The organism is Kineosporia succinea, assembly GCF_030811555.1.
In the GTDB taxonomy this organism is placed as follows: Bacteria; Actinomycetota; Actinomycetes; order Actinomycetales; family Kineosporiaceae; genus Kineosporia; species Kineosporia succinea.
In genome coordinates, this window is record NZ_JAUSQZ010000001.1 from 1,004,225 (window position 1) to 1,016,613 (window position 12,389).

General features: G+C 72.9%; 9 protein-coding genes. All 9 read right to left on the bottom strand.

The genetic code is table 11. The annotated features are described in order from the left end of the window. Nucleotides 1–7: 7 nt before the first annotated feature. The 9 genes from cobA to J2S57_RS04440 all read right to left on the bottom strand — a co-directional run bounded on the left by cobA (nucleotide 8) and on the right by J2S57_RS04440 (nucleotide 12,372). Entirely contained in the window at nucleotides 8–1,300 is a 1,293-nt protein-coding gene (gene cobA, locus J2S57_RS04400; RefSeq protein ID WP_370882433.1) for a uroporphyrinogen-III C-methyltransferase, read from the bottom strand. 4 nt (nucleotides 1,301–1,304) lie between these two features. After that, nucleotides 1,305–2,570 (bottom strand): nicotinate-nucleotide--dimethylbenzimidazole phosphoribosyltransferase, encoded by a 1,266-nt coding sequence (locus tag J2S57_RS04405; RefSeq protein WP_307238589.1) that lies wholly within the window; start codon nucleotides 2,568–2,570, stop codon nucleotides 1,305–1,307. Nucleotides 2,571–2,987: 417 nt separating this feature from the next. Further along, complete coding sequence (gene cobC / locus J2S57_RS04410) at nucleotides 2,988–4,634, bottom strand: Rv2231c family histidinol phosphate aminotransferase CobC (protein ID WP_307238591.1); 1,647 nt, start codon at nucleotides 4,632–4,634, stop codon at nucleotides 2,988–2,990. Further along, nucleotides 4,634–6,046: a cobyrinic acid a,c-diamide synthase CobB gene (locus J2S57_RS04415; protein ID WP_307238593.1), complete on the bottom strand. Its 1,413-nt coding sequence runs from the start codon at nucleotides 6,044–6,046 to the stop codon at nucleotides 4,634–4,636. The genes cobC and J2S57_RS04415 overlap by 1 nt, the downstream gene beginning before the upstream one ends. 7 nt (nucleotides 6,047–6,053) lie before the next feature. Then, on the bottom strand, nucleotides 6,054–6,668 hold the full coding sequence (gene cobO / locus J2S57_RS04420; protein WP_307238595.1) for a cob(I)yrinic acid a,c-diamide adenosyltransferase: 615 nt from the start codon (nucleotides 6,666–6,668) through the stop codon (nucleotides 6,054–6,056). Next, nucleotides 6,668–8,836 (bottom strand): magnesium chelatase subunit D family protein, encoded by a 2,169-nt coding sequence (locus tag J2S57_RS04425; protein ID WP_370882565.1) that lies wholly within the window; start codon nucleotides 8,834–8,836, stop codon nucleotides 6,668–6,670. Before J2S57_RS04425 ends, cobO begins: the two co-directional genes overlap by 1 nt. A gap of 312 nt (nucleotides 8,837–9,148) precedes the next feature. Next, complete coding sequence (locus J2S57_RS04430) at nucleotides 9,149–10,660, bottom strand: cobyric acid synthase (RefSeq protein ID WP_307238599.1); 1,512 nt, start codon at nucleotides 10,658–10,660, stop codon at nucleotides 9,149–9,151. 44 nt (nucleotides 10,661–10,704) lie between these two features. Continuing rightward, nucleotides 10,705–11,745, bottom strand: a complete 1,041-nt coding sequence (locus tag J2S57_RS04435; protein WP_307238601.1) for a cobalamin biosynthesis protein — start codon at nucleotides 11,743–11,745, stop codon at nucleotides 10,705–10,707. A gap of 66 nt (nucleotides 11,746–11,811) precedes the next feature. After that, nucleotides 11,812–12,372, bottom strand: coding sequence for a single-stranded DNA-binding protein (locus J2S57_RS04440; protein ID WP_307238603.1), 561 nt, complete (start codon nucleotides 12,370–12,372; stop codon nucleotides 11,812–11,814). Nucleotides 12,373–12,389 lie beyond the last annotated feature (17 nt).

A 12,389-nucleotide genomic window follows, 5' to 3' on the forward strand; every position in this document is an offset into this window, starting at 1 on the left:
TTTCTGCCTACCCGTTCCCGGGCTCCTTCGGGCGCCGGCCCACGACGTCGCCGATCACGATGATCGCGGGCGGGCGGATGTTCTCGCGCTCGGCGACCTCGCCGATCCCGGCCAGGTCCGAGACGGTGACGCGCTCGGCGGGCATCGAACCGTCTTGGATCACGGCGACGCCGGTGAGCGGGTCACGGCCGTGCTCGACGAGTGTGCGGGCGATGGCGGGCAGGTTGGCCACGCCCATCAGCACGACGATCGTGCCGTGCAGTTTCGCCAGGGCGGTCCAGTCGATGAGCGAGTCGGGATTGTCGGGCGGCAGGTGACCGGACACGATGACGGCCTCGTGCGCGACGCCGCGGTGGGTGAGCGGGATACCGGCCAGCCCGGGCACCGAGATGGCGCTGCTCAGGCCGGGAACGACCTGCACCGGCACCCCGGCGTCGAGGCACGCCTCGAGCTCCTCGGAGCCGCGCCCGAACACGTAGGGGTCGCCGCCCTTGAGCCGCACCACGAACTTGCCGGCCAGGGCGTGCTCGACCAGGGCCGCGTTGATGGCCTCCTGCGACATCGACCGGCCACGCGGCAGTTTCGTGGCGTCGATGAGCTCGACGTCGGGGCTGAGCTCGGGCAGCAGCGAGCGCGGGCCGAGCCGGTCGACGACCACCACGTCGGCCTGGCCGAGCAGGCGGCGGCCGCGCACGGTGATCAGGTCGGGATCGCCCGGCCCGCCGCCGACGAGGGCGACACCGGGGAGCTTCGGGTTCTGCGTCTTCTGGGCCCGGGTGTCCTGCTTGCGCTCGGCGAGGATGCGGTCGCCGGCGCCGGAGCGCAGCCATTCGAGCAGGCTGTCGCGGACGACGGCGGCCCGCAGCGGGTCGGCCCCGTGCGCCGAGCCCGGGCCGACCGACTCGCTGGCGACGGCGATGCGCAGCCCGTGCCACTCACCACTGGCCGGGGTCGAGGCGCTGCCGCCCGCGGCGCGGTCGGCGCGCACGCAGAACACCCGCTGTTCCTCGGCCTCCTGCGCGACGGCGGCGTTGACCGTCGGATCGTCGGTGACGGCCATGGCGTACCACGCACCGGCCAGATCGCCCGGTTCGTAACGTCTCTGGACCCAGACGATCTCGTCGGCCCCGGCCATGCCCTCGATGGCGGGGGTGACCGCGGGCGCGATCAGCTCGATGCGCGCGCCGACGTCGAGCAGCGCCGGGAGGCGCCGCTGGGCGATGGTGCCGCCTCCGACCACGACGACCCGGCGGCCGGTCAGGTCGAGGCCGGCGATGTAGGGCCTGTCCACTTGCGGCATTGTCTCAGGAACTCTTCTCGGTGACGCCCGCGGCGTCGAACGTGGCCATCTCACGCAGGACGGCGACAGCCGAACGGACCAGCGGCAGGGCCAGCACCGCGCCGCTGCCCTCGCCCAGACGCAGTTCGAGGTCGACCAGCGGGGTGAGGGCCAGATGGTCGAGCGCGATCGCGTGGCCGGGTTCGGCGGAGCGGTGACCGGCCAGGCAGGCGTCGACGGCGGCAGGGGCCAGCGCGACGGCGACCAGGGCGGCCGCCCCGGCGATGACGCCGTCGAGCACGATCGGCACCCGACGGGCGGCCGCGCCGAGGATGAAGCCGGCGATCTGGGCGTGCTCGAGGCCACCGAGCGAGGACAGGATGGCGATCGGGTCGTTCTCGGTGTTCTCGCTCTCGGCCTCGGCCGTGCGGCGGGCCAGCGCGACCCGGACGACGCCGACCTTGTGCCGGTGGGCGTCGGCGTCGATGCCGGTGCCGTAACCGGTGACGTCGGTGGGGTCGGCGCCGGTGAACGCGGCGATCAGGGCGGCGGACGCGGTCGTGTTGGCGATGCCCATGTCACCTGCGACCAGGCAGCGGTAGCCCGTGTCGGCGAGCTGGCCGGCGATCGCGATGCCGCTGGCCAGGCCCTGGATCGCCTGCTCGCGGGTCATGGCCGGGCGGACCGAGATGTCGTCGCTGCCGCGGCGGGCGGCGGCGCGCAGCAGTTTGGGGCGGTCGCCGGGCTTGATGGTGGACGCGTCGGTCACCTCGACCGCGTCGGTCACCGCTGCTGTCGCGGTCTCGTCGGTCTCGCGGGTCTCGTCGGTCTGGCCGGTCTCGCTGATCTGGCCGGTCTGGCCGGTCTGGCCGGTCTCGCTGATCTGGCTGGTCTCGCTGGTCTCGCTGGTCACTGGGATCTCGATCGGGGTGATGACGCCGGCATCGACCACGAGCACCGCGGCCCCGACCTGGCGCGCGAGCACGTTCACGGCCGCACCCCCGGCCAGGAAATTGGTGACCATCTGCGCCGTGACCTCCTGCGGCCACGGACTGACCCCCTGCGCGTGCACGCCGTGGTCGGCGGCGAAGACGGCCACCGCGGCGGGCGAGGGATCGGGCGGCGGACAGGTGCCGGCCAGCCCGGCCAGGCGGATCGAGACCTCTTCCAGCACGCCGAGTGCCCCGCGGGGCTTGGTCAGGCGGTTCTGCCGGTCCCGGGCTGCTTCCAGGGCCGCCGGGTCGGCGGGTCGGATGGCTTCCAGGGTTGCGGCGAGCCGGTCGTCGGTCATCGGTGCTCCAGGCGATCTCAGGGCAGGTGTTGGCTCCTCGTCGGGGCCGTTGTGGTTGCCTGCCGGTCATGCGTTTCCGGGCGTGTACTGGCCCCGGTCGTGTCCTGCTCTCTTCCCGGGCTTGTACTGGTCCCGCCCTCTTCCCGGGCTTGTACTGGTCCCGGTCGTGCTCTGCTGGCCCAGCCGGGGCGGCCGGCCCGATCATGCTCCGCTGGCCCGATCGTGCTCCGCCGGCCCAGCCGAGGCGACCGGCCCGGCCGTGCTCCGCTGGCCCGATCGTGCTCCGCCGGCCCAGCCGGGGCGACCGGCCCGCACCGTCGCGCGAACCGGCCTCCTCTCGCAGGCCGGCCCCATCCCGCGAGCCAGCCTCGTCGTACAGACCGGCCCCCGCAGCACGGACCGGCCCCGCCGTGGCCCCTACCGCCCCGGGTGCACCGCGGCGTCCAGAGCCTGAGCGAACTGGTCACTCACCGATCGGTCCCGCACCGCGACGCGCAGCCAGCCGGACCCGAGCCCGGGGAAGGTGTCCGCCCGGCGCACCGCCCATCCGGCGCCCCGCAGACGCTGGTGCACGCCCACCGGGTCGGGCCCACCGGCCCGCAGCAGCACGAACGGCGCAGCGGCCGGCCCCTGGACCTCCACGTCGGGCACCTTCGCGAGCACGCTCACCAGATGGTCGCGGTCACCCGCCAGACGCACCGCGTACCCCTCGGCCTCGGCCGCCGCCGGCGGCGTGGTCACGGCCAGGGCCGCCTCCAGCGCCAGCGAGTTCACCGACCACAGCGACTGAGTCGCAGCGCATGCGCGCAGCAGTTCGGGAGCGCCGAGCAGATAGCCGACCCGCAGGCCGGCCAGACCCCAGGTCTTGGTCAGGCTGCGCACCACGACCAGTCCGGGCACGTCCGGCGCCGGGCGGTCAGGCGTGCCCGCGAGCGTCTCCGGCTCCCCCGGGATCGCGTCCATGAACGCCTCGTCGACCACCAGCACCCGCCCCGGCCGGGACAGAGCGATCAAGGTCTCCGCACGGTGCAGCACCGACGTCGGGTTGGTCGGGTTGCCCACCATGACCAGGTCGGCGTCATCGGGCACCAGCGCCGGATCGATCTGGAACGGCGGCGCCAGCACCACCCGCTGCACGTCGTGACCCGCAGCCAGCAGCGCCGCCTCGGGCTCGGTGAACTGCGGGTGGATCACCACCGCGCGGTGCGGTGCGAGAGCGCGGGCCAGCAGCACGAAGGCCTCGGCACCTCCGGCGGTCAGCAGCACCTGGTCGGCCGGGCGGCCGTGCCGGGCGGCGATGGCCTCGGTGGCCGCGCGCGGATCGGGGTACGCCGACAGGTCGGCCACCGCGTCGCGCAGCCGGTCCTGCAGCCAGTCCGGAGCCGCACCGCGGACGTTGACCGCGAGGTCGACCAGACCGGGAACCACCTCGGCGTCGCCGTGGTGGCCCAGGTCCTCCGCGATGTAGGCCTCGTCGTACTGGTCGTACACGCGGGCCTCGGTCGCCGGACCGAATCCGGTCTGCGGGCCGTAGCTGGCGTGCGGCCGGGGCTGCTCCTGTGGCCGGGGGACGGCGAAGAGCCGGCCGACCGCGACGGTGACACCGCGATAGGTGTGCTTGGGGCTGATCAGCTGCGCCTCGGACGCGAGCACCGCGGCCTCGGCCACGGACGGCACGCCGACCAGCCGCTCGGTCACGGGTGACGGATTGGGGACCTGCTGACCGGCCAGGACGTCGGCAGGCAGCAGCTTCAGCGGCACGCCCAGCACATCGGCCAGTTCGAGCAGGGCCTCCTCGTTCTGCTTCGCGTCGACGGTGGCGATCGCGACCACGTCACGCGCCCGGACGCCGGACATCGAAAGGGCCTGCCCCATCGCCATCCGGACGTCGCGGATGCCGACACCCCGCCGCGAGCCGATACCCACGATGATCTGGTCGCCGGTGCCCTGCAGGTCCAGGTGGAGGCTGCCCGTGATCGGGCCGATCTCGGTGTACCGGTCGCGGATCTCGTCGGGACTGCGCCCGTCGGTCGCGCCGGTGTCGGAGGCTGCGGTGGTCGACATCAGGCTTTGACCTCTCTTCGGGCTGCTGCGGTACCTCGGGCCGCCTCGACCAGACCGAGCGCGGCGCCCGGCGTCGAGGCCCAGTGCAGGTGCAGGTACGAGGCGTGGACGGTTCCTTGGACGAAGCCCTCCCGGTGCCGGGTTCCGTCCGCGGCCGACCATTCCCAGGCGGGCGTGATGCCGGCGCCGGGGGTGCAGGCCGTCCGGTGGAACTCGTGACCACGCACGGTGGTGCCTGTGGTGGTGATGACCGAGTCGCTCATCGCAGTCGCCTCTCTGTATCCCAGGGTGAGCCGGCCGGTCATCCTCGCGTCCGTGGCCAGCACACCGCACATCTGCCGATCATCGAGAGAGCGTGCCAGGTACAGCAGCCCTGCGCACTCCGCGACGATGGCCGTACCGGCCGCGGCCTGGACCGAAACTGCGTTCCGTAACGGCTCATTGGCCGACAGTTCCTCTGCGTATATCTCCGGGAACCCTCCGCCGATGACAAGTCCAGTGGTGTCCTGGGGTAACGCCTCGTCGATGCGGGGATCGACCGTCACCACGTCGGCGCCCGCGGCGGTCAGCAGCTCGGCGGTCTCGGCGTAGGAGAAGGTGAATGCGGCTCCGCCGGCCATGGCGATGACGGGACGGGGCCCCACCCGCTCGAACCGGGAGCCGACCACCCCGGCGATCTCGTCGTCCGGGTTCCAGGCCCCTCCGGGCAGTGACGGAGCCGACCGCGCGAGGGCCAGCACCGCGTCCAGGTCCACCGCGTCGGCGACCACCGCACCCAGACCGCGCACCACGTCCACCGCTTCGCCCGACCGCTCGGCCGCAGGCACGAGACCCAGGTGCCGCGACGGGGTCGCCAGCGCGTCGTGACGCCGGATCGCCCCCAGCACCGGGATACCCAGCTCGCCCAGCGCCTGCCGCAGGATCATCTCGTGACGGTCCGAGCCGACCCGGTTGAGGATCACCCCGCCCACCCGGATCCGCGGGTCGAACCCGGCGAACCCCTTGACCAGCGCGGCGACCGACCGGCCCATCGCCGTGCTGTCGACGACCAGCAGCACCGGGGCGTCCAGCACCCGGGCGACGTGCGCGGTGGAGGCGAACTCGCCCCGCCCGGCGGCGCCGTCGTAGAGCCCCATGACGCCCTCGATGACCGCGAGATCAGCCGGGACCGGTTTCGCCACCGCGTGTTTGAACAGCGGCACCAGCCGTTCCTCACCGACCAGCCACGGATCCAGCGTGCGGCCGGGACGGCCGGCCGCGAGCGCGTGATAGCCGGGGTCGATGTAGTCGGGGCCGACCTTGTGCGGGCTGACCACCAGGCCGCGCGCGGCGAACGCCGCGAGCAGACCGGTGGCCACGCTTGTCTTGCCGTGCCCGCTCGCCGGGGCCGCGACCACGATCCGGGCCGTCATCGGGACGTCACCATTCGATGCCTCGCTGGCCCTTCTGACCCGCGTCCATCGGGTGCTTGATCTTCGTGGTCTCCATGACCAGGTCGGCCGCGTCGATCAGGTCGGGGTGCGCGTCCCGGCCGGTGATGATCACGTGCTGGTGCCCGGGCCGGTCACGCAGCGTCTCGACCACCTCGGCGACGTCGACCCAGCCCCACTTCATCGGGTAGGTGAACTCGTCGAGCACGTACAGCCCGTGTTCCTCCGCCGCGAGCCGGCGCTGGATCTCGCGCCAACCCTCGAGCGCGGCCACGGCGTGCTCCTCGTCGGAGCCCGGCTTACGTGACCACGACCAGCCCTCGCCCATCTTCTGCCAGCTGACGGCCCCGCCCTCGCCGGTGTCCTCGTGCAGACGGCCGAGCGCACGGAAGGCGTTCTCCTCGCCCACCTTCCACTTCGCCGACTTCACGAACTGGAACACGCCGATCGACCAGCCCTGGGTCCAGCCGCGCAGCGCGAGACCGAACGCGGCCGTCGACTTGCCCTTCATGGTGCCGGTGTGGACGACCACGAGCGGCCGGTTCCGGCGCTGCCGCGTGGTCAGACCGTCCTCGGGGACGGCGACCGGCTTTCCCTGCGGCATCAGGCGATCCTTCGTTCGGTGCGGGAAGTGTGGGAGGTGCGGGTGGCGCGAGAGGTGCCCGGCGCACCGGCGTTCGTGACCTGCTCGCGGACCATGCCCGCCAGCGACTCGGCCCGCAGCTCGTCGAGGCTGATCAGCTCACCGCCCAGACCGGCGGCCAGTTTCGCGGCCATGTGCAGCTTCACCGGCCCCCGTTCGCAGTCCACCACCACGCTGCGGACGCCCTTACGGGCGAACTCGGCGGCGATGCGCGTGGGGTCTTCCCCGGCCGTGTGGCGGCCGTCGGTCACGAGCACGAGCAACGGACGCCGGTGGGGGTCGCGGAGCCTCTCGTTGCCGATCACCGACCAGGCGCGGCGCAGGCCTTCCGAGAGCGGTGTCCGGCCACCGGTCGGGAGCCGGTCCAGTCGCATGCGGGCCGCCTCCACCGCACCGGTCGGGGGCAGGGCCAGCTCGGCCTCCCGCCCGCGGAAGGTGATTAGGCCGACCCGGTCACGGCGCTGGTAGGCGTCGAGCAGCAGGGACAGCACCGCACCCTTGACCGCGGCCATGCGCTGCTTGGCCGCCATCGAGCCGGAGGCGTCGACGCAGAACAGGATGAGGTTTCCCTCGCGGCCTTCGCGCACGCCGAGACGGATGTCGTCGCGGCGCAGCAGCACCGGACCACCCGGCTCGCGGCCCCGTGCCTGCTGACGGCCCGCGGCCGCGGTGAGAGTGGCGGGCAGGTGCACGCGTCCCGCCTCGGCCTGCCGGCTCGAGCTCCCGGAGTCGAGGGGACGCGTCGAGATCGTGCGTCCCGACGTGGTCAGGGCCCGGGAACGCCTTCCCGCTGTGCCCTTTCCGAGGCCGGGAACCTTGAACGAGCGGACCTTGAACGGCGACGTGGCCGACACCGGGTCCTGGGTCGGGGCGGGTGCCCGCGGGCTGTCGGTGTTCTCGGAATCGTCCTGCGGCTTCGCCTCAGCCGGATCCGGTTCTCCGGCGGACGGCTGCTGAGCTCCAGCATCGGCCGACGATGTCTGCGCGACGGGACCAGTTGTGTCGTCAGCACCTTCGGGCCCACCGTGGTCCGGACCGTTCTGCGGGTCCGCGCCGTCCTGCGAGTCCGGGCCGTTCTGCGGATCCTGGCCGCCCGGGCCACCTTCCGGGCCGCCCTCGGGGCCGTCGTCCGGATCCGTCGGAGGCTCCGGGTCTTCCGGGGCGTTGTCGCGCAGCGCCTCGTCGAGCAGGTTCTCGTCCATGCCCGGGGCGTCGAACGGATCGCGCCGGCGGCGGTGCGGCAGCGCGAACATGGCTGCCACCCGGACGTCGTCACTGCTCACGCTGCTGCGCCCGGCCCAGGCCGCGTGGGCCCGGGCGGTGCGGGCCACCACCAGGTCGGCGCGCATGCCGTCGACGTCGAAGGCCGCGCAGACGGCCGCGATCTGACGCAGCACCCCGTCGGAGAGCTCCACGCCCACCAGGCGCTCGCGCGCGCTCGTGATGCGGCCGGCCAGCTCCCGTTCGGCGTCCTGCCACTCCTTGACGAAGCCGTCGGGGTCGGCGTCGAAGGCCAGACGGCGACGCACCACCTCGGCGCGCACGTCCGGGTCGCGGCTCGCGCGGACCTCGACGGTCAGGCCGAACCGGTCGAGCAGCTGCGGACGCAGCTCGCCCTCCTCCGGGTTCATCGTGCCGACCAGCACGAACCGCGAGGCATGGGTGATCGAGATGCTCTCCCGCTCGATGTGCACCCGGCCCATCGCGGCTGCGTCGAGCAGCACGTCCACCAGGTGGTCGTGCAGCAGGTTGACCTCGTCGACATAGAGGATGCCCCGGTGCGCGGCGGCCAGCAGGCCGGGCTCGTAGGCGCGCACTCCGGCGGACAGGGCCCGGTCCAGGTCGAGCGAGCCGAGCAACCGGTCTTCGGTCGCGCCGACGGGCAGCTCCACCAGCCGGGCGGGCCGGGGGTGGTGCTCGTGACCGTGCGGCTGGTCGGGGCACTCCGGGTCGGGCGCGTGCGGGTCACAGCCGAAACGACAGCCGGAGATCACGTCCACCGGCGGCAGGAGGTTGGCCAGGGCACGCACGGCCGTCGACTTGGCCGTGCCCTTCTCACCGCGGACGAGCACACCGCCGATGTCGGGCGCCACCGAGGAAAGAAGGAGCGACAGGACGAGATCGTCCATGCCGACGACGGCTGTCAGGGGGTACGGGGGCACCGGTACTTCCTCCACTCCCGGCGGGTCTCCACGCCCACCGCTCGCGCACACCGCGCCCAGACGGGCACGGGGACCTGGTCGAAGTACCTGGCTTCCGGATCTCGTCCGGTCACAGTGGCGGGACCGCCCCGGACTCGGAAACCGGGCCGATACGGGCCAGACCTCCTGCACCGGTGTTCCTCCGCGCGGGTCGCATCGGATACTGCCACATTCGGGTGACCAGGCCGTCCTCCGCTCGGGGTCATGCGGCGTTCCCGCCGGTTCCCAGGTCTGCCGCGCTCACGGACGCCCCGGTGGCACGAACGGCAGCCCACTCGGCACACCCCCGTTGATCAGGCGTTCCACCGCCCCGACGTCGAGGTGGTCGGCGACCATGTCGGCCAGCGAGTCCAGCCGGGCCTCGCGCAGGGCCGCGAACGAGGTGTCCGGCGCGACGACGAACCGGTGACGCCCTGACCGGCCCGCCACCTCGGTGAGGAACGCCCGCCTGAACCCATCGTTCTCCAGTGCTCCGTGCCAGGTCGTGCCCCAGACCGGACCCGACCGCCACCCGTCGAGGAAGGCCTCGGCCTCGGGCCCTCCTGACTCACCGACCCCGGCGTCCGGGTCCAGCGTGACCACGCCGTGGTGGATCTCATAGCCGTCCACCGGCTGCCCCAGGGCCTCGCCGTGCGGACGTGCCAGCACCTTCCTCGCCCCGAAGTCCGTGCGGGTCGGCAGCAGCCCGAGCCCGGGCACACTCCCCCGGCGGGACTCGACCTCGTCGCTGACCGTGCGCCCGAGCATCTGGTGCCCGCCACAGATCCCGAGCACGGGCAGACCAGCGCCGGCGTGCGCCACGATCGCGTCGGCCAGCCCGGTCGAGCGCAGCCAGGCCAGATCGTTCACCGTCGCCCGGGTCCCCGGCAGCACCACCAGGTCGGAGCCCGCGATCTCGGCGCCGTGGTGCACGAGCCGCACGGCCACGCCCGGCTCGGCCGCGAGCGCATCGATGTCGGTGACGTTCGAGAGTCTCGGCAGCCGCGGCACCGCCACCCGGATCACGTCGTCGCCCAGTGGCGCCCGCATCGGTCCCCGGTCTTTCTCGAGGTCGAGCGAGTCCTCCACGTCGAGCCAGAGCCCTGTCAGGTAGGGCAGGACCCCCAGCACGGGACGCCCGGTGATCTCCCGGATCATGCTCAGCCCGGAGTCGAGCAGCGCCGGATCGCCCCGGAACTTGTTGATCACGAACCCGCTGATGTGCTTCTGGTCGTCGGCGCCGAGCAGCGCCAGGGTGCCGTGCAGGGCCGCGAAGACCCCACCGCGGTCGATGTCCCCGACCACCAGCACCGGCAGCCCGGCCGGGCGGGCCAGCCCGAGGTTGGTGATGTCCCGGTGCCGCAGGTTGATCTCGGCCGGGCTGCCCGCTCCTTCACAGATCACCACGTCGAACCGGGACCGCAGGTCGTCGAGCGCGTCCAGCACCACCGGGAGCAGCTTCGGCGTCAGGTCGCCGTAGTCCATGGCCCCGGCCTCGGCGAACGGCCGCCCCATCACCACGACCTGCGAGGTGCGGTCGCTGCCGGGCTTCAGCAGCACCGGGTTCATCGCCGCCTCGGGCTCGATCCGGGCGGCCCGGGCCTGCATCGCCTGGGCCCGGCCGATCTCCGCCCCGTCGCGCGTCACGAACGAGTTGAGCGACATGTTCTGCGCCTTGAACGGCGCCACGCTCACCCCCTGCCGGGCCAGCCAGCGGCACAGCCCGGCCACGAGCACACTCTTGCCCGCGTCGGAGGTCGTACCGGCGATCATCAACCCGCCCCGGAGCGACGGCCGCCCCGACCTACTCACGCCACTCATCGCGTCCCCCTGTTCGTCCCGACCATCGCGCCACTCGCTCTGCTTCTTCTTCTCGTCGACGCCCGCCCCGCCACCACCCAGACCGCGGCGACCGCCCCCGCGCAGAGCACGGCCGCCATCGCACCGACGCTCCGCCCGAGGGTCACCGCCCGCCGCACGTCCGCCACCTCGGGAAGCCGGTTGCCCTCCCCCATCACCGGACGCGACTCCACCTGCCCCCCGTACGAATTCGTCCCCCCGAGCCTCACCCCGAGCGCCCCGGCGGCCGACGCCTCGCACTGCCCGGCGTTGGGGCTCGGATGCCGGTTCCGGTCGCGCCGCCACACCTCCCACGTCTGACGCACCGAACCACGTACGACCGGCGCCGCGGCCACCGTCAGCAGCCCGGTCAACCGCGCCGGCACCAGATTGACCACGTCGTCCACCCGGGCCGAGGCCCACCCGAATTGCTCGTACCGCTCCGACCGGTAGCCCACCATCGCGTCCAGCGTGTTGACCGCCCGATAGCCGATCACCCCGGCCGGCCCGGCCACCGCGGCCCAGAACAAGGGCGCCACCACCGCGTCGGACGTGTTCTCGGACAGCGACTCCACCGTGGCCCGCGCCAGCTCGGGCGGTTCCAGTCGAGACGGGTCACGCGCACACAGGTGGGTGAGCAGCTCCCGGGCCTGAGGTGTGCGACCGCTCTCCAGGGCGTCGGCCATCCGTGAGCCCTCACGGGCCAGGCTGGTGCCGCCGAGAGCCGTCCACGTCGCCAGAGCCGTCAGCAGGGCGCGGGCGACCGGACGGCCGGCACAGCACCGGTCCAGCCCGGCCGCCAGTGCCACCGGAACACCGGTCGCGACAGCCGCATAGAGAACACCCGCGGCCCGGTCGGGCCGGTACAGGCGCCGCTCGAGTCGCCCCGCCCACGTCCCGAACACCGCGACCGGATGACCTCGACGAGGATCCCCGAACACCGCGTCCGCCAGTACCCCGACACCGATGCCCAGGGCCCGGGCGCCGAGGTCACGACCGGTTGTGTGCGCAGAGCTCATGACCGGAATCCTGCCTCAACGTCACCCGCACTCACGCACGGCCTGGCCCGGGCCGGACCGCGACGGCTATCCCAGCGCCGAGACCTTCCCGCCGGAAACGGTCTCCTCGTCCAGATCCGCGCCATCCTCGAGGACCTCGAACCCGGTGACGTCGGCCATCGGCTCCCCGATCTCGCGCACGGCACCGTAGACAGCCGCGGCCGCCGGGTCGGTCTCGTCGACGGGGCGCCCCTCACGTGCTGCGAGTTCCTCACCCACGTGACGGTTACGCGGGAATCGGGTGAACGCGGAGACCCCGAAGGTCAGGTCGTGGCCGACGGTCTCGGCCTCCACCTCGAGGGTGCGGCCGGCCCGGTCGTCCTTGGTCCAGCTCCGCTCCCAGAGCCGGCCGGTGATCACCACGGGATGCCCCTTGTGCAGGCTCTGCATGGCGCTCTTGGCCAGGATCCGCCGGCAGTTCACACTCACGTAGGTGGTGCGCCGGTCGACCCAGGTCTCGCGCTCCCGGTCGTACCACGACGACGTGGAAGCGAGCCGGAAACTGGTCACACAGTTGCCGTCGTCGAACGTGATGAATCGCGGGTCACTGGCGATGTTCCCGCGCAGGACCACCTGGATGTCGTTCATCGAAGACCCCTTTCGCC